Below are 21546 nucleotides of genomic sequence, written 5' to 3'. Positions count from 1 at the left end.
GTAATTGCGATTTCGTGGAGTCGAAGCCCTGGCGTCGCTAGGGCCTAACCCGACCCGCCGCTGCGGGCCCAGCGGCGCGTCGCGGGCAGCAGCGCCAGCAGGATGCTGGCCAGGGGCAGCAGCGGGATGCCGTAGACCACCGGCGAGAGCTTGGCCCCCGCGACGAACAAGCCCGCGAAGATCAGCAGCGCAACGACGGCGCCGACCACTATCAGCAGCCTGCTCAGCTGGCGCCGCAGCAGTAGCGCGATCAGCCCGGTGATGAGCGCTGCCGCCGACACCGCGGTGAGGAACCCGATCGCCACACAGAACAGCCGGTCCGACCGCCACCAGCCGGTGATCAGGTCGACGGCGATCACAGCGGTGGCCCAGCCGGTCAGGATGGCGGCGATCACCGTCGCGATGGCTGTGTTCGGCTTGGCCTGCTTGTGCCGTGGCGTGCCGATCGCCGCAGGCCTGGCGCGCGGCACATAGGTCGTCGGCGGGTCGCCTAACGTGGGGAATTCGCCGGTCGGATGACGCCGGATGATGCTGGTCTGCGGCTCAGACTCGGCGGGTATCGGTGACGACGGCGTGCCACCGTTGCGTCGGATGCGTGGCTTATCGAGTGGGGAAGATTCGGACGGGCCGTCGCTCACATCTAGCCAACGTAGTTGCCGGGGCTAAGACCCCGCTGCGCAAGCCACGGCACCGGGTCGATTCGGTTGGTGCCGTTGACCAAAACCTCGAAGTGGCAGTGCGGACCGGTGGAGTTACCGCGGTTGCCCATCGTCGCGATCTGATCGCCTGCCATCACCCGATCGCCCTTGCTGACGAGCCAGGTGTTCACGTGCCCGTACAGCGTGACCGTGCCGTCGGCATGCCGGATCTTGACCCAGGCGCCGTAGCCGGCCGTCGGGCCCGCGTCGATGACGACGCCATCGGCGACGGCGTAGATCGGTGTGCCGATCGAGTTGGCGATGTCGATGCCGGCATGCAGCACACCCCAGCGGTAGCCGAAGCCTGAGGTGAAGACGCCCTTCGTGTACATCACGAACAGCGGCCGGTTCAGCCGCGCCTCGCGCTCGGCCCGCTCCTGGGCGAACGCGGCGGCCTTGGTGACCTCCTCGGCGTGCACCGACTCGTTGGCGGCCGGGGCCACCGAGACGATCTGCATGCCGTCGGTTGACCCGGTGACGAGCCCGCCGCCCATGGTCGACGTATCTGCGGCGAGAACGGCCTCCGTCGGCTTCTTGTGGTCGGAGGCGTTCGACATCGTGTACGCGCCTGCCGCGGTAGCGCCGACCGCCATCGCGGCGACCATCAGCCTGCCCTTGACGGGTACGTCCTGCTTGCGATGCAGACCGCGTCGGCCGGAGATGTCGATGATGTCGGTCTCGTCCACGCCGTCGCTGGTGTCGGTGTGGCTGTCCCGGTAGGCGTGCGACGCGCGACGCTCGGCGCGCGGGTCCGGCCGGAACTGCGACGGCACCGCCAGTCGCAGCGGGATCAGATTGTCCGTGTCATGCAGGTCGTCGAGCTCAGGGGCATGGATGACTTGCGACTCGCGGTCGAACGCACAGTTCTCGCGGAACTCCAGATCAGCGAGGTCACCGAATTCGTTGAACGGAATGATGTCGGTGATCGCGGCGTCGTAATTGACTGCTGCGTAAGGATTTCCGTCGGCGGGGTCGTTCGTCGAGACTCCGTCAGGAGCGGGAGACAAACGATGCCTTGCCAACCTGCAATGTCCTTCTAGCCGTGACCGAAACGTGATCTGGACCAGAGGCACGTTAACCAAATCCCAATGTTGGCCGCAACCCGAGGATGTATTCCACCGGGGGATTGTGACTTGTATCACGTGTTGGCCGGCGGTGAGATCTACCACATGAGCGGTAGGCGGTGCAGAACCCGCTAGTTCGTGTGGATAAAGTTCCCCCTGGCCCGTCGGGCACAAACCTTCGACGTCAACGCACAAAGACAGTGAGTCAATGGATCTCTTCGAATACCAAGCGAAAGAGCTGTTCGCGAAGCACAACGTGCCCACCACGCCGGGTCGGGTGACCGACACCGCCGAGGGCGCCAAGGCCATCGCCGAGGAAATCGGCCGGCCGGTCATGGTCAAGGCCCAGGTGAAGGCAGGCGGCCGCGGTAAGGCCGGCGGCGTGAAGTACGCCGCCACTCCCGACGACGCGTTCACCCACGCGCAGAACATCCTCGGCCTGGACATCAAGGGCCACATCGTGAAGAAGCTGCTGGTCGCGGAGGCGAGCGATATCGCAGAGGAGTACTACATCTCCTTCCTGCTCGACCGCGCCAACCGCACCTACCTGGCGATGTGCTCGGTCGAGGGCGGCATGGAGATCGAAGAGGTCGCCGCGACGAAGCCCGAGCGGTTGGCCAAGGTGCCCGTCAACGCCGTCAAGGGCGTCGACCTGGCGTTCGCCCGCTCGATCGCCGAGCAGGGCCACCTGCCCGCCGAGGTGCTCGACGCGGCGGCCGTGACGATCCAGAAGCTGTGGGAGGTGTTCGTCGCCGAGGACGCCACGCTGGTCGAGGTGAACCCGTTGGTGCGCACGCCCGACGACCAGATCCTCGCGCTGGACGGCAAGGTCACCCTCGACGCCAACGCCGACTTCCGGCAGCCCGAGCACGCGCTGTTCGAGGACCGCGACGCCACCGATCCGCTGGAGCTCAAGGCCAAGGAGAACGACCTCAACTACGTCAAGCTCGACGGTGAGGTCGGCATCATCGGCAACGGCGCGGGCCTGGTGATGTCGACGCTCGACGTCGTCGCCTACGCAGGCGAGAAGCATGGCGGCGTGAAGCCGGCCAACTTCCTCGACATCGGCGGCGGCGCCTCGGCCGAGGTGATGGCCGCAGGCCTCGACGTCATTCTCAACGACGCTCAGGTCAAGAGCGTGTTCGTCAACGTGTTCGGCGGCATCACGGCGTGCGACGCCGTCGCCAACGGCATCGTCAAGGCGCTGCAGATCCTCGGAGACGAAGCCAACAAGCCACTCGTGGTCCGGCTCGACGGCAACAACGTCGAAGAAGGCCGTCGCATCCTCGCCGAAGCCAACCACCCGCTCGTGACGGAGGTCGGCACGATGGACGAAGCCGCCGACGTCGCTGCCGCCAAGGCTGCCGAAGCCGCAAAGGCCTGAAAGGACTGACATGGCAATCTTTTTGACAGCAGACAGCAAGGTCATCGTCCAGGGCATCACCGGCGGCGAGGCCACCACGCACACCGCCCGCATGCTCAAGGCAGGCACCCAGATCCTCGGCGGCGTCAACGCGCGCAAGGCCGGAACGACGGTGTCGCACGTCGACAAGGAAGGCAAGAACGTCGACCTTCCCGTGTTCGGCACCGTCAAAGAGGCGATGGAGAAGACCGGCGCCGACGTGTCGATCATCTTCGTGCCGCCGAAGTTCGCCAAGGACGCGATCATCGAGGCCATCGACGCCGAGATCCCGCTGCTCGTCGTGATCACCGAGGGAATTCCGGTGCAGGACAGCGCATATGCGTGGGCCTACAACGTCGAGAAGGGCAACAAGACCCGCATCATCGGGCCCAACTGCCCCGGCATCATCACGCCCGGCCAGTCGCTGGTCGGCATCACTCCTGCCAACATCAGCGGCCCCGGCCCCATCGGGCTGGTGTCCAAGTCAGGCACGCTGACCTACCAGATGATGTTCGAATTGCGCGATTTCGGCTTCACGACGTCGATCGGTATCGGCGGTGACCCGGTCATCGGCACCACGCACATCGATGCCATCGAGGCCTTCGAGAAGGACCCCGAAACCAAGGTCATCGTGATGATCGGCGAGATCGGCGGCGACGCCGAGGAGCGTGCGGCCGACTACATCAAGGCCAACGTGTCCAAGCCGGTCGTCGGCTACGTCGCGGGATTCACCGCGCCCGAGGGCAAGACGATGGGCCACGCGGGCGCGATCGTGTCCGGTTCGTCGGGCACCGCGCAGGCGAAGAAGGAGGCCCTCGAGGCCGCGGGCGTCAAGGTGGGCAAGACCCCTTCTGAGACGGCGCGCCTGGCCAGGGAGATCCTGCAGAGCCTGTAATCCCCAGCTGCGCGTGGGCCCACTCGGTGTGAACTAGGCCGCAGGATTAGGAACGCGTTCTAGTTATCGATTAGCCTGACGAATTAACACGCGTCAGGAGGTCTGTAATGGTCGTTCCGCGGACTCCGGTGGTCGTCGGCGTCGGCCAGTTCACCGAACGCATCGACGACGCCGACTATCGCGGCATGTCCGCGGTCGAGTTGGCGACCGAAGCTGTGCGGGCGGCGCTGGCCGACACGGGCGCCGCGGGCGTCGCGGGCGTCGCGAAAGCGGTCGACACGGTCTTCGGGCTGCGACAGTTCGAGATCTCCGGGCCGATGCCCGCCGCGTTGGGCAAATCGAACAACTACCCGCGGTCGGTGATGCAACGCGTGGGTGGCGATCCCGCCCGCGTGGTGCTGGAACCCGTTGGGGGACAGAGCCCGCAGAAGCTCGTCACCGAGGCGGGCAACGCGATCGCGGCGGGCGAAGCCGACGTCGTGATGATCATGGGTTCTGAGCCGGGGTCGACGGCGCGCTACTTCGCCGACCGGGAAGACAAGCCGGATTTCACCGAGCATGTCGAGGGGCAACTCGAGGACCGCGGCCACCAGATCTTCAGCTATATCGACGACTACACCATCCAGCATGGTCTGACCGGGGCGCCCGTTCAGTATGGGCTTCTCGAGAACGCCCGCCGCGCAAGGCTGGGGCTCAGCGTCGTCGACTATCGCCGAAAAATGGCCGAACTGTTCGCACCGCTCTCGAAAGTCGCTGCGAAGAACCCGTTTTCGTCCTCACCGGTGGAACGCTCGGTCGAGGAGGTCATCACGGTCTCGGGCGACAACCGGATGATCTGCGACCCGTATCCGCGTCTGCTCGTCGCACGCGATCAGGTCAACCAAGGCGCGGCCGCGGTGATGATGTCGGTCGAGGCGGCCAAGCGACTCGGTGTGCCCGAGGAGAAATGGGTTTACGTTCACGGCCATTCCGACATGGTCGAGCAGGCGACGCTGGACCGCGAAGACCTCGGTGCCAGCCCCGCGTCGGTGCTGGCCGTGCGAGAAGCGTTGCGGGTGGCCGGAATCGGCGTCGACGACATCGCCACCTTCGACCTCTACAGCTGCTTCCCGTTTCCGGTCTTCGTCATCTGCGAGGCCCTCGGTATCGACGGTGACGATCCGCGTGGTCTGACGCTGACCGGCGGACTGCCGTACTTCGGCGGGCCCGGCAACAGCTACTCATTGCACGCCATCGCCGAGACGGTGAGTGAAATGCGCCAGGCGCCAGGGCGATTCGGCTTCGTCGGAGCCAACGGCGGCATCATGAGCAAGTACTCCATCGGCATCTACTCCACCGAACCCGTCGAATGGCGCACCGACCGCTGCGAGGCGCTCAAACAGGAGATCGCCGAGCTACCCAAAGTGCCAGTGACACGCAATCCGGACGGCGCGGCAACCATCGAGACCTACTCGGTGCGCTATGACTGGCCGATCCGGACCGGGATCATCGTCGGCCGCCTGGACTCCGACAACAGCCGGTTCATGGCCACCACCGAGGACGACGATCTGGTCGCGCTGATGTCCGATGGCGATCCCCTTGGTGCGCAGATCAGCGTGTGGTCCACCGAACACGGCAATCGCGCTAGCCTCGCTTAGACCGCGACGTGCGTCCTCGGGATTCGAACCGGTTTCGCTTGGGCTGGTTTCCATTTCTGCGGCGATGTTCGGCATGGGGATCGTCGAACACCCGGGCAATGAGTGGGCTGATGGATGGCATGTCATGTCCTCTCGATCGGTGAAGCGTGCTCACCCATGACTGTTGCCGTGCGCTCGGCATCCTTTGCGCGTAGACCCGTACGCGCTTTTTGCGCCGGTACTACCTAGCGAGCAGAAGTCAAACGAGCGCGGCCAGCTTGCCGGCCAACCGCTCGACGTAGCCCGCGACGTCATCCGGTGACTTGTCGGGCAGGCCGAACAGCACCTCCGTCACGCCGAGTTCGGCCCACCGCGCCAACTTGTCCGGATCCGGCTTGAAGTCCAGCGCGACAATCTGTGGGGTGCCGTCGCGGCCGGCCGCGGCCCAGGTGTCCTGCAACAACTTGACCGGTTCGTCGATGTCGAAGTCGCGCGGCGTGGTGATCCAGCCGTCCGCGGACCGGGCGATCCACTTGAAGTTCTTCTCGGTGCCCGCCGCGCCGACGAGCACGGGAATGTGCGACTGAATCGGCTTGGGCCAGGCCCACGATGGGCCGAAGTTGACGAATTCGCCTTCGTAGGAAGCTTCTTCCTGCGTCCACAATGCCCGCATGGCTTCCAGATACTCGCGCAGCATGGTGCGCCGCCGTCCTGGTGGCACGTTGTGGTCGGCGAGTTCGTCTGTGTTCCAACCGAATCCGACGCCCAGGCTGACCCGGCCGCCCGACAAGTGGTCCAACGTCGCTATCGACTTGGCCAGCGTGATCGGGTCATGCTCGACCGGCAATGCGACCGCCGTCGACAACCGCACCCGCGACGTCACCGCACAAGCCGCACCAAGCGAAACCCACGGGTCAAGCGTGCGCATGTAGCGGTCGTCGGGCAGCGACTCGTCGCCGGTGGTCGGGTGGGCGGCCTGCCGCTTGATCGGGATGTGGGTGTGTTCGGGCACGTAGAACGTGGTGAAGCCGTGATCGTCGGCGAGTTTGGCCGCCGCTGCCGGGGTGATGCCGCGGTCACTGGTGAAAAGTACGAGCCCGTAGTCCATGCCAAGAATTAGAACGTGTTCCAGTCTGGCGGGCAAGGGCGGGGTCCATCCGGCTGCCCAACCCGGTGGCAAGTAGGGCAGGAACCGCAGAACACGTAGCGCTCTACGTACCACCCGAACCGCGAGAGGCGGAAGGGTTCGACGTGTGAATACCGTGGGGACAACACGAAACAAGGTGCGCGAATGGGTGCGCCGCTACCTGCCCTGCGAGATCGCAGGAACGGTGATGGAGTTGGGCGGCGCGGCGGTCGCGTATCTGGCGACGGGCTCACTGGCCGCGGCGGCGATCACCGCGACGATCGGAGCGTCGGCCGGCTACTACGCAACCGCGTACGTCAGCGCTGTGCGCTGGAGCTGTCGCGCCCACGGAGCGTTGATGTCCAGCCTGCTTGCGCTGCGGAGCGTGGCCGTCGAGTTCGGGCCTGCCGAACTGGTCGACAGCGTCGCCGTGCGGCCGGTCGCGTTCTACGTCGGCCCGCTGATCTTTGACAACACGATCATCGGCTGGATCTTCGGCAAGCTCGTCTCCGATCTCGCCTTCTACTTCTGCGCCATCTTCGCTTTCGAACGGTTCAAGGGTCTGCTTGCACGACCGCAAGCACAGGAGGTGAGTGATGAATCCGTCTCGGAGATTGCAGCTGCGTGAGGACATGTCCGCAGACGCCGGACGACTCGCGACACTGGCTGCACGCCATGGCACACCGCTGTTGGTATTGCAGCCCCATCTGGTCGCCCGCCGCTACCGCGAGCTGACCGACAAGCTGCCGGGCGTCCGCATGCACTACGCGGTCAAGGCATCCCCGCATCCGCTTGTGCTGTCGACGATCGCGATCTGTGGCGGCTGGTTCGACGTCGCGACCAGCGCCGAAGTCGATCTTCTGCAGGGCCTCGGGCTGCCGATGGACCGTTGCATCCACACCAACCCGATCAAGAAGCCCTCCGACATCGACCACGCGTATGCCGCGGGCATTCGGACGTTCGTCGTCGAAAATCCTTGTGAAGTACAGAAATTCGCGGGCCGACCGAGCGACATCGAGCTGCTGGTGCGGCTGGCGTTCCGCAACCCGAACGCAAAGTCCGACCTCTCGTCGAAATTCGGCACCCTCCCCGCGGATGCGGAGTTGCTCGTCAAGCACGTCGTCGCAGCGGGCGTCCAGTTCGCCGGTTTCAGTTTTCACGTCGGCAGCCAGAGCGCGTCGGCCGAGCCGTACGGCGTGGCATTGCGCGCCACTCTCGAGCTCATCGCGCACATCGCCGAGAGCCTGGACGTGCGCACCCGCGTCATCGACATCGGCGGCGGTTTCCCCGTCGCCTATCGCGAGTCGGTGCCAACCATCGATGCTGTGGCCGAGGTCATCGACGACGTGCTCGGCGCACAGCGGGATGACTTCACATTCCTTGCTGAGCCGGGCCGGTATCTGGCAGCGGACAGCATGACACTGCTCACCAGCGTCGTCGGAACCGCGGAGCGCGGCGGTCAGGTCTGGCACTACCTCGACGACGGGCTTTACGGCAGCTACTCGAACGTGATGACGGAGGACGTACACCCGCCGATCCTCGCGCTGAGCGAACTCGCCGACGGCGACGTCTCGTGCGAGCCGGTGACGCTGGCGGGCCCGACGTGCGACAGCGTCGACGTGATCGCTCGTGACTACCCGATGCCTGCGCTCGAGGTCGGCGACATCCTGGTGAGTCCCATGATGGGCGCCTACACCAGCGTGACGGCGTCACGGTTCAACGGGATTCCGGCGACGCCGATCGTGATGGGGTAGGCCGGTTCTTAGGTTCACCGCGATCCATACCGCTGACCGCGGGCGGCAGGTGCGCTGATATGGCACACCATGACGACCGAACACATCGCAGACCACGTCAAGTTCGCGTACTGGGTGCCCAACGTCAGCGGCGGCCTGGTCACCAGCGACATCGAGCAGCGCACCGACTGGAACTACGAGTACAACGCCAAGCTCGCCCAGACTGCCGAGAACAACGGCTTCGAGTACGCGCTGAGCCAGGTCCGCTACGAGGCCAGCTACGGCGCCGAGTATCAGCACGAGTCGACCAGCTTCAGCCTGGCGCTGCTGCTGGCTACGCAGAAGCTCAAGGTCATCGCCGCCGTGCACCCGGGGTTGTGGCAGCCCGGCGTGCTGGCCAAGCTCGGCGCGACGGCCGATCACCTTTCGGGCGGCCGGTTCGCCGTCAACGTGGTGTCCGGTTGGTTCAAGGACGAGTTCACCCATCTCGGCGAGCCGTGGCTCGAACACGACGAGCGCTACCGGCGCAGCGCGGAGTTCCTGCAGGTGCTGCGCAAGATCTGGACCGAGGACGACGTTGATTTCCGCGGCGACTTCTACCGCATCCACGACTTCACGCTGAAGCCCAAGCCGCTCAACACGCCTGAGCGGCCCAACCCGGAGATCTTCCAAGGCGGCAACTCCACCGCCGCGCGTCGCAACGGCGGTTATTACGCCGACTGGTACTTCTCCAACGGCAAGGATTTCGACGGCGTCACCGAACAAGTCGTCGAGGTGCGCGACCACGCCCGCGATGCCGGACGGGAGGTCCGCTTCGGGCTCAACGGGTTCATCATCGCCCGCGACACCGAGAAGGAAGCGAAGGACGTCCTGCGGGAAATCGTCGACAAGGCCAACCGTCCCGCAGTCGAGGGATTCCGTTCGGCTGTGCAGCAGGCCGGCAACTCGACGTCGGACAAGCGCGGTATGTGGGCCGATTCCACGTTCGAGGATTTGGTGCAGTACAACGATGGATTCCGCACGCAACTGATCGGCACGCCCGAGCAGATCGCGGAACGCGTTGCGGCGTACCGCAAACGCGGTGTCGACCTGATCCTCGGAGGCTTCCTGCACTTCCAGGAGGAGATCGAGTACTTCGGTTCGCGGGTGCTGCCGCTGGTGCGGGAAATCGAAGATTCTGAACAAGATTCGATTGATTCGCCGGTGCTGGTGTCCGCCTGAGTGCAGACGGGCGCGGCCTTCACATGTGGGTGCGCTAGCGTGGTTGTCTGAATCGCTTCGGCCAGCACAGGAGAGGTCATGACCTACCCGCCCGGTAGCCCCGGATATCCACCCGCGCAGCAACCGACCACTCAGTACGCAGCGCCCACTCAGCAGTTCGGCAAGTTGGGTGAACCAGCTTCTGCGTCTCCTGCCGCCGAGGGCCCGAGCAAGTTGCCGGTGTATCTGACCGCCGCGGTGGCCGCGCTCGGTCTCGCGGTGTACCTGTCGAGCTACGCCCCGCAGTTCGCCGCAAGTGCCGACTTCTTCACACCCACGCTGCTCGACCTCGGCGTGGTGGCGTCGCTTCTCGGTGGTCTGATCGCCGGGGTCGGCCTGGTCCCCAGGCAGCGGATCGTGCCCGCCCTGGTGGCTGTGCTTTCCGTGCTGGGCTTCCTGCTCGTGATCGCCATCGTGCTCACGGCGCCGCAAGGCGTCGAGATCAAGTACGGCCTCTACCTCATCATCGCGTTCAGCGTGGTGCAGGCCATTCTCGCTGTCGCGGTGCTGCTGTTCGACGCCGGTGTCCTCACTCCGCCTGCGCCCAAGCCCCGCTTCGAGCCGCAGCCGTACGGCCAGTACGGCGGCCCGGGACCGTACTACGGACAGCCGCATCAGCCGGGTCCGCCGCCTCAGCAGCAACACCGTCCCGGTTACCCATCGCAATACGGCGGCGGCTACCAGGGCGGTCCGTCGTCGGGCGGTTACTCCGGCGGCCAACAGGGCGGCCAGCAGAGCGGCCCGCCGACGCCACCGACCGGTTTCCCCACCTATGGGCAGCCGCCGTCGTCCGGCAACGCAGGCGACTCGAGCAGTGCGCCGACGACACAGGTGCCCATGCAGCAGTCGCCTTCCACACAGTCCGCCCCGCCGCCGTCGTAGTCTGGGCCGCGCGTGCGTCAACTTCGCGCGCGTGAGCTAGCGCGAGGAGCGGCCCCACCCGTGGACCAACGACCAGTCGGCACACGCCAGGCGCGTGAGCTGCTTCGGGTCGCATTCGGGCCGTCGGTGGTTGCGCTGGTCGTCATCGCAGCGGTGGTGTTGCTGCAGCTGCTGATCGCCAACAGCGATATGACCAGCGCCCTCGGTGCGACCGCCAGCATTTGGCTTGGGGTGCACCAGGTGCCGGTGTCGATCGGCGGTCGCGAGCTCGGGGTGATGCCGCTGCTGCCGGTGCTGGCGATGGTGTGGGGGACCGCGCGCACGACGGCGTCGGTGACCTCACCGCAGGCGTCCCGGTTCGTCACCCGGTGGGTGGTCGGTGCGGCGCTGGGCGGGCCGCTGCTGATCGCGGCGATCTCACTGGCAGTCATCCACGATGCGGCGTCGGTGCTGACCGAACTGCAGACACCGAGTGCGCTGCGGGCCTTCGGCGGTGTGCTGGCCGTACATGCGATCGGCGCAGTGATCGGGGTCGGCTCGCGCATCGGCCGTCGGACGCTACTGGCCTCGCCGCTGCCGCAGTGGCTGCCCGACGCGTTCCGCGCGGCGGCCGCCGGGGTGCTCGCGCTGGTCGGCCTTTCCGGTGTCGTGATGGTCGGCTCGCTGGTCGTGCACTGGTCGACGATGCACGACCTGTACGCGATCACCGACTCGGTATTCGGGCAGTTCAGCCTGACCGTGCTGTCGGCGCTGTACGCGCCGAACGTGATGATCGGCACGGCCGCCGTCGCGGTCGGGTCGAGTGCGCACGTCGGGCTGGCCACCTTCAGTTCGTTCACGGTCTTCGGCGGCGACATCCCGGCGCTGCCGGTACTGGCGGCGGTGCCGTCGCCGCCGCTGGGCCCGGTGTGGGTGGCACTGCTGATCGTCGCGGCGGCATCCGCGGTGGCCGTCGGTCAGCAATGCGCGCGCCGGCCCCTTCCACTGCTGCCTGCGCTTGGCAAGCTCATCGTCGCGGCCGTCACAGCGGCAGCCACGATGGCGCTGCTCGGCTTCGCGGGTGGCGGTCGGCTCGGCAACTTCGGTGACGTCGGCGTCGACCAGGTCACCTTTGCACCCGCGGTGTTCGTGTGGTTCGTGGGTATCGGGGCGCTGACGGTGGCGATGTCGGGTGGCATTGCGCGACGGCCCAAGCGCGTCAAGCCCGAGCCCGAGCCCGAGCCCGAGCCTGAACCAGAACCCGAGCCCGAACCAGAAGCAGAACCAGAAGCCGAGCCCCGACCCGAGCCCGAGGTGAGCGAGGACGAGATGCTCGATGACGTGCCCGACGACGAGTATCCGGAGGACCCCGAGGATCACTTCGTTGCTGACGACGACGCCGCGCGCGACGGTAAGGGTGAAACCGCCGAGTAGGCACCCACTATTGTCTGAGGCGTGCAGCAACCGCTTCGTGTGCCTCCCAGTGCACCGGCGCGGCTCGTAGTTCTGGCTTCGGGAACCGGTTCGCTGCTGGAATCGTTGCTCGAGGCCGCCGTCGACGAGTACCCCGGCCGCATCGTCGCGGTCGGCGCCGACCGGGACTGCCGGGCTCTTGAAATCGCTGCGGCGGCGTCGCTGCCCACGTACACCGCGCGGCTGGGCGACTACGCTAGCCGGGACGCCTGGGACGCCGCGATGACAGAGGCCACCGCCGCGCACGAGCCGGATCTCATTGTGTCCGCGGGCTTTATGAAAATCCTTGGCCCGCAGTTTCTTTCGCGATTCATGGGCCGGATCGTCAACACGCACCCCGCGCTGCTGCCCGCATTTCCCGGCGCGCACGCGGTGTCCGAGGCGCTGGCCTACGGCGTCAAGGTGACCGGTTGCAGCGTGCATCTCGTCGACGCCGGAACAGACACCGGGCCGATTCTCGCGCAGCAGCCCGTGCCCGTCCTCGACGACGACGACGAAGCGACGCTGCACGAGCGCATCAAGGTGGTCGAACGACGGCTGCTGGTAGACGTTTTGGAAGCTCTGGCCACCCGCGGCGTGACCTGGGCCGGACGAAAGGCGACGATAGGATGACAGAAGTAGGACGCAGGCCGATTCGTCGCGCACTGATCAGCGTCTACGACAAGACCGGGCTCGCCGAGTTGGCCCGGGGTCTGCATGACGCGGGCGTGGACATCGTCTCCACCGGATCGACCGCCAAAACCATTGCAGCCGACGGTGTTCCGGTGACGCCGGTCGAGGAGGTGACCGGCTTCCCCGAGGTGCTCGACGGCCGGGTGAAGACTCTGCATCCGCACGTGCATGCGGGTCTGCTCGCCGATCAGCGCAAGCCCGAACATGTTTCGGCGCTGGCCGACCTCGGTATCGCGGCGTTCGAACTGGTGGTGGTCAACCTGTATCCGTTCACCGAGACCGTCGACTCAGGCGCGAGCGTCGACGAGTGCGTCGAGCAGATCGACATCGGGGGCCCGTCGATGGTGCGCGCCGCCGCGAAGAACCATCCCAGCGTCGCGGTGGTCGTCGACCCGCTCGGATACGACGGCGTGCTGGCGGCGGTGCGTGCGGGCGGCTTCACACTCGATGAGCGAAAGAAGCTGGCGTCATTGGCCTTTCGGCACACTGCCGAGTACGACGTCGCGGTGGCTTCGTGGATGGGATCGGTGCTCGCACCGGAAGAGCCTTCGGTGCCCCTTCCCTCGTGGCTCGGTGCGACGTGGAAGCGCGCCGAGGTGCTGCGCTACGGCGAGAACCCGCATCAGCAGGCTGCGCTGTACCGCAACGACGCCGCGTGGCCCGGCTTGGCGCAGGCCGAGCAGCTGCACGGAAAAGAGATGTCCTACAACAACTACACCGACGCCGATGCCGCCTGGCGGGCCGCGTTCGACCATGAAGAGATCTGCGTGGCGATCATCAAGCACGCCAACCCATGCGGAATCGCGGTCTCGTCGGTCTCGGTGGCCGACGCGCACCGCAAGGCTCACGAATGCGACCCGTTGTCGGCGTTCGGCGGGGTGATCGCGGCGAACACCACGGTCTCCGTGGAGATGGCCGAAACCGTCGCCGAGATCTTCACCGAGGTCATCATCGCGCCGGCGTATGAGCCAGGGGCCGTGGAAGTGCTTGCGCGCAAGAAGAATGTCCGCGTGCTCGTCGCTTCCGAGCCGCAACCGGGGGGCGCCGAGTTCCGGCAGATCAGCGGCGGCCTGCTGCTGCAACAGCGCGATGCGATCGACGCGGCGGGCGACGACCCGAACAATTGGACGCTTGCCACCGGTTCGCCCGCCGACCCGGAGACGTTGGCGGACCTGAAGTTCGCGTGGCGGACGTGTCGTGCGGTGAAGTCCAACGCGATCGTCGTGGCCAAGAACGGCGCAACGGTCGGCGTCGGCATGGGCCAGGTGAACCGCGTCGACGCGGCCCGGTTAGCCGTCGAGCGCGGTGGGGATCGCGTCGATGGCGCGGTCGCGGCATCGGATGCGTTCTTCCCGTTCCCCGACGGGCTGGAGACGCTGACCGACGCGGGTGTGAAAGCCGTCGTGCATCCCGGCGGATCGATGCGCGACGACGTGGTCACCGAAGCGGCGGCCAAAGCGGGAATCACGCTGTACCTGACGGGCGCTCGGCACTTCGCCCACTGAGTTCCCGCGCGAAACGGGCGCGACCCGTTATTTTTCACAAGATGATCTGCGCGTCGAGGGCTGCCACCGTCGTTCTGATGGTGGCCACGGGGCTGATCGCGTCATGCACGCGATACGTCGATGACGCACGCGCCGTCGCCGGCGACGATCAGTCGACCACGGCTTCCCAATGCGAAACGGTCGACGCCCCGTTGACGACGATCCCGCCTCTCAAGCACGGCGAGCCGGTGATGAAGATTCCACAACCGCAGGAGTGGACGCGCTCGACGAAGCTGGATTCGGAGCTGATCCGATTCGCGATGGTCAGCCGCATCCCCGGCACCCACGGTTCTGCAGCGAGCGCGGTGGTGACGCTGGAGAAGCCGCCGGGCATCGAGGAAGCCGACGTGATCTTCGAGATGCAGCGCCATGCGCTCGAAACGATGGCGGGCGCCACCGACCTGCACGTCAGCGAGCACACCCTGTGCGGCCTGCCCGCCGAGACGGTGCAGTATCGGACACCCGAGACGGGGCGAATCGATCCGCACCCCGCGACCGTGGTGATCGTAGTGATCCACGTCGAAGACAGCACATACGCGGCGACTCTCACGGTGGGCAGCGACGCCACCGACAACCCCACCTTCCAGCGCGACGCCGACATGATTCTCAAGGGATTCCAGCTGTTGCCGCCTCCCGGCTGATGGAGCCCCTGAGCGGTAACTCGACAGCAGTCGTAACGTGAAGTGGTGACCCAACCCCATGATCTGCCCCGGACCGTCGGCGAGCTGAAGGCCTCCGGTCATCGCGAGCGGGGCGTCAAAGGCGAAATCCGGGAAAACCTGCTGGCCGCCCTGGCGCAGGGCCGCGACGCCTGGCCCGGCATCCTCGGCTTCGAAGACACCGTGATCCCGCAGCTGGAACGCGCCCTGATCGCGGGGCATGACGTAGTCCTGCTCGGCGAGCGAGGCCAGGGCAAGACCCGGCTGCTTCGTGCGCTGACCGGGCTGCTCGACGAGTGGACACCGGTGATCGACGGCTCCGAACTGGGCGAGCATCCCTACACCCCGATCACGCCGGAGTCGATCCGTCGCGCCGCGACGTTGCAGGACGACCTGCCCGTGGCGTGGCGGCACCGCAGCGAGCGGTATACCGAAAAGCTCGCCACCCCGGACACCAGCGTGGCCGACCTGGTCGGTGACATCGACCCGATCAAGGTGGCCGAGGGCCGCAGCCTCGGCGATCCAGAGACCATCGCCTACGGCCTGATTCCGCGGGCGCACCGCGGGATCGTTGCCATCAACGAGCTGCCCGACCTTGCGGAGCGTATTCAGGTTTCGATGCTGAACGTGATGGAGGAGCGCGACATTCAGGTGCGCGGCTATACGCTGCGGCTGCCGCTCGACGTGCTGGTCGTCGCCAGCGCGAATCCCGAGGACTACACCAACCGCGGCCGGATCATCACGCCGCTCAAGGACCGGTTCGGTGCCGAGATCCGCACCCACTACCCGCTCCAACTCGAGGCGGAAGTCGGTGTGATCAAACAGGAGTCGCATCTGGCCGCCGAGGTGCCCGAGTACCTGCTGCAGGTGCTGGCGCGGTTCGCCCGCCACTTGCGTGAGTCGCATTCGATCGATCAGCGATCGGGCGTCTCGGCGCGGTTCGCGATCGCCGCGGCGGAAACCGTCGCCGCTGCCGCCCGGCATCGTTCTGCGGTGCTGGGCGAGTCGGATCCGGTGGCGCGGGTGTGTGACCTCGGCACCGTCGTCGACGTGCTGCGCGGCAAGTTGGAGTTCGAATCCGGCGAGGAGGGCCGCGAACAGACGGTGCTCGAACATCTGCTGCGGCGCGCGACCGCGGACACCGCCCAGCGACTGCTCGGCGGCATCGACGTCGGGCCGCTGGTTACCGCCATCGAGGGCGGTTCGGCGGTCACCACCGGTGAAAGAGTCTCGGCGAGAGCAGTTTTGGATGCGGTGCCGGAGGTGCCCGCGATCGCCCAGGTTCAGCAGCGCCTCGGCGCGAAGTCCGACGGCGAGCGCGCGGCCGCAGTCGAACTGGCCCTGGAAGCACTGTATCTGGCCAAGCGCATCGACAAGGTCTCTGGCGAAGGCGAAACCGTCTATGGCTAGGCACGGCCGGTCATCGCGGTATTCGGCCTACACCGGTGGGCCGGATCCGTTGGCCCCGCCTGTCGACCTGCGCGAGGCATTGGACCAGATCGGTCAAGACGTGATGGAGGGCAGCTCGCCGCGGCGGGCGCTCTCCGAGCTGATGCGACGCGGCACCCAGAACATGCGCGGTGCCGACCGGTTGGCGGCCGAGGCAAACCGGCGGCGACGGGAGTTGTTGCAACGCAACAATCTTGACGGCACGTTGCAGGAGATCAAGAAACTGCTCGACGAGGCCGTGCTGGCGGAGCGCAAGGAACTGGCCCGCGCACTCGACGACGATGCCCGGTTCAACGAGATGCGGATCGAGTCGTTGCCGCCGTCACCGGCCAAGGCCGTGCAGGAGCTCTCCGACTACGACTGGCGCAGCGGCGAGGCGCGCGAAAAGTACGAGCAGATCAAGGATCTACTCGGCCGCGAGATGCTGGATCAGCGGTTCGCCGGCATGAAGCAGGCGTTGGAGAACGCCACCGACGAGGACCGTCAGCGCGTCAATGAGATGCTCGACGATCTGAACGAGCTGCTGGACAAGCACTCTCGCGGTGAGGACTCGCAGCAAGATTTTGATGACTTCATGGCCAAGCACGGCGAGTTCTTCCCCGAGAACCCGCAGAATGTGGAGGAGCTGCTCGATTCGCTGGCCCAGCGGGCCGCGGCTGCGCAGCGGTTCCGCAACAGCCTGTCGCCAGACCAACGTGCCGAACTGGATGCGCTGGCGCAGCAGGCTTTTGGATCGCCGTCGTTGATGAACGCGCTCAACCGGCTCGACTCCCACTTGCAGGCGGCGCGGCCGGGGGAGGACTGGACTGGCTCGTCTCGATTCTCGGGCGACAACCCGATGGGCATGGGCGAGGGCACTCAGGCTCTCGCGGACATCGCCGAACTCGAGCAACTCGCCGAGGCGCTCTCGCAGAGTTACGCGGGCGCGACGATGGACGACGTCGACTTGGACATGCTGGCCCGCCAATTGGGCGAGGATGCGGCCATCGATGCCAAGACACTCACCGAACTCGAGAGGGCACTGGTCAACCAGGGCTTCCTTGACCGCGGCTCCGACGGGCAGTGGCGGCTGTCTCCGAAGGCCATGCGTCAGCTCGGCCAGACCGCGTTGCGCGATGTGGCGCAACAGCTTTCGGGCCGTCACGGCGAACGCGACACCCGCCGTGCGGGCGCCGCGGGCGAATTGACCGGTGCGACGCGGCCGTGGGCGTTCGGCGACACCGAGCCGTGGAACGTCACCCGAACGCTCACCAACACGGTGCTGCGCCAGGCTGGTGCAGGGGTAGTCGAGCGGCCGCTGAAGCTCGCTGTCGAGGACGTCGAGATCTCCGAGACAGAAACCCGCACGCAGGCAGCGGTGGCGCTGCTGGTCGACACGTCGTTCTCGATGGTGATGGAGAACCGGTGGTTGCCGATGAAGCGCACGGCCTTGGCGTTGCACCATCTCGTCAGCACCCGGTTCCGCTCGGATGCGTTGGAGATCATCGCGTTTGGCCGCTATGCCCGCACCGTCAGCGCCGCCGAGCTGACGGCCCTCGAGGGCGTTTACGAGCAGGGCACCAACCTGCACCATGCGCTGGCGCTCGCGGGCAGGCATCTGCGCCGTCACCCCAATGCGCAGCCGGTGGTGCTGGTCGTCACCGACGGTGAACCCACCGCACATCTCGAGGACTTCGACGGCGAGGGGGCATCTGTGTTCTTCGACTACCCCCCTCATCCACGCACCGTCGCCCGCACCGTCAAGGGATTCGAAGACGTCGCCCGGCTCGGAGCCCAGGTGACCATCTTCCGTCTCGGCAGCGACCCTCTCCTGGTGCGGTTCATCGACAAGGTGGCGCGCATCGTCGAGGGCAGAGTGGTGGTGCCCGATCTGGACGGGCTCGGCGCCGCGGTCGTCAGCGACTATCTTCGTTCACGCCGCCGGCGGTAATCACGCCGGCGTGCAATTCCGGCAAATCGGAGTTCGTGCGATTTCCCGCGCTTAACCCATTAACGGCTGGCCCAAGTTAATAAGCCAAGAGAATGGTCGGGTTCTGGTTGCAGCGGAGAGTTTTCAGCGCGTTTACAGAAAAGGACTGACGACCGCGTTAATTAAGGCGTAGGTTGCGATTGTCTGTGTCGGCCTATCCCGTGGGGGGCGTCAAATGACAATTCGGCCTTATGCCTCAGCTGGAATTGCTCTCGTGAGCACCGGGGTTCTCGTTGCTGCACTACCGGCAATCACACCCGCTCCGACACCGCCTGACGTGACTATCTCCGCGCAAGTCCCAAAGGACGTATACGCGGATGTCGCGCTCCGACTTTCTGCGCACGACCTCATCGACGCATTCTTCGCCACCGGCGTCCCTGGCGTGACCCAACAACTGCTGCTGGCGATAGCGGGCGGCTACCAGCCTGGCGTCGACACGATCAACGCATTCTTCGACGGCGGGCTTCCGGCCGTGCTGCAGACGATCCTCATCGCCAACGGCGATCCAATGTCGTTTGAGGCCGCGTTGATCAATGGGTTTTTCGACGGCAACCCGAACAGTAGCTTCGAATACCCCGGGATTCCCGACCCGATACGGCAGATCCTGATCGCCAACGGAAACCCCGACTCCTTCGAAGCGGACTTGATCAATGGGTTCTTCTTGGACGGCGGCCTTCCGGACGTGGTGCGGCAGATCCTGATCGCCAACGGGAACCCCGATTCGTTCGAAGCCGACTTGATCAACGGCTTCTTCAATGGCAACCCGGACAGCGGTTTTGAATACCCGGGGATTCCGGAGCCGACGAGGCTGTTGATCAATGCCGCTCTCCCTGACAACTCAGCCGCAGAAGGCTTGGTCAACGCGTTCTTCCTGAACGGTGGGTTGCCCGCCGTCGTGCAAGCGCTGTTGCCGAGTAACGCGCTGACCCAGGCATTCTTCGCGGGCGGCGCGCCAGCGGTGGTCGGGGCGGTGCTGCTTGGCATCACCAATGCAGTCTTCGGCGAGGGTTCGGTCCCGTCGGGCGCCGTGAATTCGTTCTTCGTGGGCTATCCGCCCGTCGGCAACCCCGGTAGTCCTAGCGGCGTCGTAGGCCTGACCCACTTCATCATCGATGCGCTCATGGGTGACATCACGGAGCCGACGCCTCCTCCTGCTCCTGTCGCCCCCTCGGCCAAGACGTTCCTGGCGGCGGCCAGCGGCCCCTCGGCTACCGCTGCCGATCTACCGAAGGCAAGCGATCCGGTCGTCACGGACGCACCCACGCTGACACTGCACACTGCCGCGACGGTGACCAACGATACGCCGGATTCGAAACCCGTTGCAGCCGTGACGGATTCGGCACCCGCCGCCCCGTCGGGCACAGCGGATCCCGCGCCCGCGGCTCCTGCGGCCGCGACGTCCGATCCCGCACCCGCGGCGACTCCCGCAGTCGACCCGCCCGCCGCCAAGGGAGGAGACGGCAAGGCCGACGACGTGACAGAAGCAGTCAAGTCCGGCAACAAGGCTGAGGTCGATCCGCTGCTGCTCGAAAACGGCGGGGGCGGCGGCAGCTTGGCCAAGACCATCAAGGGTTTCCGCGACTTCATTCACAAACTGCGCGGTGGGACGGATTCGGCCAAGGCCGAGAGCACGAAGGAAGGAACCGGGGAGGGCTAGACCGGTTTGCGCTTCTTGCGCTTTACCGCGACGCTGCCCCACAGCGAAAAACCGCGAATTCGCACGCATGGCGCGCCCGGTGAACCCTCGCCGGTGACGCTCTGTTCGAACGTGCCCATCACGCCTGCGCCGCGAATGTCGACGTTCACCTCTGGCGGCACCAGGATTGTCTGCCCGCCCATGATCGAGTACGAGTGGATCTCCACCTCGGGTGAGGTGAAGTCGGCGTACCGCAAATCCACGACGCCGCCGCCCCACAGCGCGAACGTCGTCATGCGCTTCGGCACGTTCCAGCGGCCGCGACGTTCGAAGCCGCTCATGATCGCCAACAGCAGCGTTGAGGGCGCAGGACGGCAGGGGCCGCCGCCGCGCGCCCTGGTCACGGCGCCGGGCAGATCGCCGCTGATCCGGTCGAGTTCGTCGTACGTCTGTGCGGCATACGCCCTGGTCAGGCGGTCCTCGTACTCGCTCAGCTGAAGCCGGCCCTGGGCAGCGGCATCGGTGAGCAACTGCGCCACCTGAATACGATCGGTGTCGGCAGCACGCATCGAGCCGTTCCGCGACGCTGGAGTGCTCATCAATGACGAGCCTACGACGAACGCTGACGCATGCAAGGGCGTTGGCCAAACTGTGCTCTGCGCTACGCCGGCGAATCAGCTAGATGGGCGAACTTTTATTCGGTTCGGGACAGGTAGTCGGCGAAGCCGACGGTGCCGATCGGGTTATCGGGCGCCAAATTCGCCCCCGAGCGGTAACCGGCGGCGATGCGGCCGGGAACCGGAATTTCCACGACCGGTCGACGCCCGCCGCGGGCTGCCAGGTACAGGCGCGCGAGCGCGGCATGGGTGTGCACCTCGGGGCCGCCGACGTCGGCGACGCGTCCTGCCGGTTCGCAGTCGATGAGCTCGACGAGTCGCGTGGCGACATCGCCCGTGTCGATCGGCTGGAAGCGCACGCCCTTCAGCGTGCTCAGCAAAGGGGCGAACCGCTGGATCGTGAAACTCGTGTTGACCAGATCGTGGAACTGTGTGGCACGCATCACGCTGTGCCCCACGCCCGATGCCTCGAGTGTCTGCTCGACCCGCAGCTTGGTTTTGTAGTAGGGCAGCGGAATTCGGTCGATGCCGACGATCGACACATAGATGATGTGAGTTACGCCCGCCGTGCGCGCCGCTGTGATGAGGTTCTCGGTCGACGTGACGTCCTTGTCGCCGGTGCCCTGAGTCGCGCAATGCACCACAACGTCCACTCCGTCGACCGCGGCATCGACGCCGGTGTTGGTCAACAGGTCGCCCTGTGACCAATGCACGCCGGTATACCCGACGTGGCTGCGACGGCTCATCGCGCGCACCTGATGGCCCGCAGCGGTGGCTGCGCCGACCAACTTCCGGCCCAGCGTGCCGGTAGCGCCTGTGACGAGTACCTGTCGGCTCATGGGTCAAGGCTAGGTTGATAGCGCGGCACCGGC

Annotated in this window: 19 protein-coding genes; 14 read left to right on the top strand and 5 right to left on the bottom strand. The window is 66.1% G+C overall.

The genetic code is table 11. The features are described 5' to 3' along the window. Positions 1-44 precede the first annotated feature (44 nt). The gene (locus J3E61_RS03465; protein ID WP_210085416.1) at positions 45-593 is read right to left on the bottom strand and encodes a hypothetical protein; all 549 of its coding nucleotides are present in this window, start codon (positions 591-593) and stop codon (positions 45-47) included. 47 nt (positions 594-640) lie between these two features. Next, positions 641-1720, bottom strand: coding sequence for a M23 family metallopeptidase (locus tag J3E61_RS03460; protein ID WP_210082619.1), 1080 nt, complete (start codon positions 1718-1720; stop codon positions 641-643). A 250-nt stretch (positions 1721-1970) separates the two neighbouring features. Here J3E61_RS03460 and sucC point away from each other — a divergent pair, with 250 nt between their 5' ends. From sucC to J3E61_RS03445, 3 genes are all read left to right on the top strand, one after another. Then, the gene (gene sucC, locus J3E61_RS03455; protein ID WP_210082618.1) at positions 1971-3146 is read left to right on the top strand and encodes an ADP-forming succinate--CoA ligase subunit beta; all 1176 of its coding nucleotides are present in this window, start codon (positions 1971-1973) and stop codon (positions 3144-3146) included. Between the two features lie 10 nt (positions 3147-3156). Further along, positions 3157-4059: a succinate--CoA ligase subunit alpha gene (sucD, locus tag J3E61_RS03450; protein ID WP_210082617.1), complete on the top strand. Its 903-nt coding sequence runs from the start codon at positions 3157-3159 to the stop codon at positions 4057-4059. A 107-nt stretch (positions 4060-4166) separates the two neighbouring features. Beyond that, complete coding sequence (locus tag J3E61_RS03445) at positions 4167-5696, top strand: acetyl-CoA acetyltransferase (protein WP_210082616.1); 1530 nt, start codon at positions 4167-4169, stop codon at positions 5694-5696. A gap of 238 nt (positions 5697-5934) precedes the next feature. On the opposite strand, the gene J3E61_RS03440 is transcribed toward J3E61_RS03445, so the two are convergent. Further along, positions 5935-6783: an LLM class F420-dependent oxidoreductase gene (locus tag J3E61_RS03440; protein WP_210082615.1), complete on the bottom strand. Its 849-nt coding sequence runs from the start codon at positions 6781-6783 to the stop codon at positions 5935-5937. 145 nt (positions 6784-6928) lie between these two features. Between J3E61_RS03440 and J3E61_RS03435 the strand changes: the two genes are divergently transcribed. The 11 genes from J3E61_RS03435 to J3E61_RS03385 all read left to right on the top strand — a co-directional run bounded on the left by J3E61_RS03435 (position 6929) and on the right by J3E61_RS03385 (position 20078). Next, a complete protein-coding gene (locus J3E61_RS03435; protein WP_210082614.1) occupies positions 6929-7429 on the top strand; it encodes a hypothetical protein in 501 nt (166 codons plus the stop codon). Continuing rightward, a complete protein-coding gene (locus tag J3E61_RS03430) occupies positions 7398-8555 on the top strand; it encodes a type III PLP-dependent enzyme (RefSeq protein ID WP_210082613.1) in 1158 nt (385 codons plus the stop codon). The genes J3E61_RS03435 and J3E61_RS03430 overlap by 32 nt, the downstream gene beginning before the upstream one ends. A gap of 69 nt (positions 8556-8624) precedes the next feature. Continuing rightward, a complete protein-coding gene (gene sfnG / locus J3E61_RS03425) occupies positions 8625-9755 on the top strand; it encodes a dimethyl sulfone monooxygenase SfnG (protein WP_192727089.1) in 1131 nt (376 codons plus the stop codon). Positions 9756-9833: 78 nt separating this feature from the next. Further along, positions 9834-10676, top strand: a complete 843-nt coding sequence (locus J3E61_RS03420) for a DUF5336 domain-containing protein (RefSeq protein WP_192727088.1) — start codon at positions 9834-9836, stop codon at positions 10674-10676. 60 nt (positions 10677-10736) lie between these two features. Then, the gene (locus tag J3E61_RS03415) at positions 10737-12089 is read left to right on the top strand and encodes a hypothetical protein (RefSeq protein WP_210082612.1); all 1353 of its coding nucleotides are present in this window, start codon (positions 10737-10739) and stop codon (positions 12087-12089) included. A 21-nt stretch (positions 12090-12110) separates the two neighbouring features. Then, positions 12111-12740, top strand: a complete 630-nt coding sequence (locus J3E61_RS03410) for a phosphoribosylglycinamide formyltransferase (RefSeq protein ID WP_210082611.1) — start codon at positions 12111-12113, stop codon at positions 12738-12740. Then, complete coding sequence (gene purH / locus J3E61_RS03405) at positions 12737-14305, top strand: bifunctional phosphoribosylaminoimidazolecarboxamide formyltransferase/IMP cyclohydrolase (RefSeq protein ID WP_192727085.1); 1569 nt, start codon at positions 12737-12739, stop codon at positions 14303-14305. The genes J3E61_RS03410 and purH overlap by 4 nt, the downstream gene beginning before the upstream one ends. A 41-nt stretch (positions 14306-14346) precedes the next feature. Next, complete coding sequence (locus tag J3E61_RS03400) at positions 14347-14985, top strand: LpqN/LpqT family lipoprotein (protein ID WP_192727084.1); 639 nt, start codon at positions 14347-14349, stop codon at positions 14983-14985. A gap of 45 nt (positions 14986-15030) precedes the next feature. Then, on the top strand, positions 15031-16413 hold the full coding sequence (locus J3E61_RS03395; protein WP_192727083.1) for a sigma 54-interacting transcriptional regulator: 1383 nt from the start codon (positions 15031-15033) through the stop codon (positions 16411-16413). Continuing rightward, positions 16406-18382, top strand: a complete 1977-nt coding sequence (locus J3E61_RS03390; RefSeq protein WP_192727082.1) for a VWA domain-containing protein — start codon at positions 16406-16408, stop codon at positions 18380-18382. Before J3E61_RS03395 ends, J3E61_RS03390 begins: the two co-directional genes overlap by 8 nt. Positions 18383-18698: 316 nt before the next feature. Continuing rightward, positions 18699-20078, top strand: coding sequence for a hypothetical protein (locus J3E61_RS03385; RefSeq protein ID WP_192727081.1), 1380 nt, complete (start codon positions 18699-18701; stop codon positions 20076-20078). On the opposite strand, the gene J3E61_RS03380 is transcribed toward J3E61_RS03385, so the two are convergent. Together J3E61_RS03380 and J3E61_RS03375 are read right to left on the bottom strand one after the other, a co-directional pair. Then, positions 20075-20656 carry a DUF1707 domain-containing protein gene (locus tag J3E61_RS03380; RefSeq protein WP_192727080.1) on the bottom strand — a complete coding sequence of 194 codons (582 nt, stop codon included), beginning with the start codon at positions 20654-20656 and terminating at the stop codon, positions 20075-20077. The two genes, J3E61_RS03385 and J3E61_RS03380, sit on opposite strands and share 4 nt — an antisense overlap. Positions 20657-20751: 95 nt before the next feature. Further along, the gene (locus J3E61_RS03375) at positions 20752-21513 is read right to left on the bottom strand and encodes an NAD(P)H-binding protein (protein ID WP_192727079.1); all 762 of its coding nucleotides are present in this window, start codon (positions 21511-21513) and stop codon (positions 20752-20754) included. Between the last annotated feature and the right edge of the window lie 33 nt (positions 21514-21546).

It is taken from the genome of Mycobacterium sp. OAE908, assembly GCF_017872775.1.
Taxonomy (GTDB): domain Bacteria; phylum Actinomycetota; class Actinomycetes; order Mycobacteriales; family Mycobacteriaceae; genus Mycobacterium.
The sequence above is the reverse complement of the archived record's forward strand: the minus strand, read 5'-3'. Positions and strand labels throughout refer to the sequence as shown.

What these genes read in the sequence shown, in the direction of transcription:
- J3E61_RS03400 (WP_192727084.1), top strand. Translation starts at nt 14,347, where the DNA reads ATGATCTGCGCGTCGAGGGCTGCCACCGTCGTTCTGATGGTGGCCACG.
- J3E61_RS03445 (WP_210082616.1), top strand. Translation starts at nt 4,167, where the DNA reads ATGGTCGTTCCGCGGACTCCGGTGGTCGTCGGCGTCGGCCAGTTCACC.
- J3E61_RS03380 (WP_192727080.1), bottom strand. Translation starts at nt 20,656, where the DNA reads ATGAGCACTCCAGCGTCGCGGAACGGCTCGATGCGTGCTGCCGACACC.
- sucD (WP_210082617.1), top strand. Translation starts at nt 3,157, where the DNA reads ATGGCAATCTTTTTGACAGCAGACAGCAAGGTCATCGTCCAGGGCATC.
- sucC (WP_210082618.1), top strand. Translation starts at nt 1,971, where the DNA reads ATGGATCTCTTCGAATACCAAGCGAAAGAGCTGTTCGCGAAGCACAAC.
- J3E61_RS03390 (WP_192727082.1), top strand. Translation starts at nt 16,406, where the DNA reads ATGGCTAGGCACGGCCGGTCATCGCGGTATTCGGCCTACACCGGTGGG.
- J3E61_RS03420 (WP_192727088.1), top strand. Translation starts at nt 9,834, where the DNA reads ATGACCTACCCGCCCGGTAGCCCCGGATATCCACCCGCGCAGCAACCG.
- J3E61_RS03440 (WP_210082615.1), bottom strand. Translation starts at nt 6,783, where the DNA reads ATGGACTACGGGCTCGTACTTTTCACCAGTGACCGCGGCATCACCCCG.
- sfnG (WP_192727089.1), top strand. Translation starts at nt 8,625, where the DNA reads ATGACGACCGAACACATCGCAGACCACGTCAAGTTCGCGTACTGGGTG.
- purH (WP_192727085.1), top strand. Translation starts at nt 12,737, where the DNA reads ATGACAGAAGTAGGACGCAGGCCGATTCGTCGCGCACTGATCAGCGTC.
- J3E61_RS03430 (WP_210082613.1), top strand. Translation starts at nt 7,398, where the DNA reads ATGAATCCGTCTCGGAGATTGCAGCTGCGTGAGGACATGTCCGCAGAC.
- J3E61_RS03375 (WP_192727079.1), bottom strand. Translation starts at nt 21,513, where the DNA reads ATGAGCCGACAGGTACTCGTCACAGGCGCTACCGGCACGCTGGGCCGG.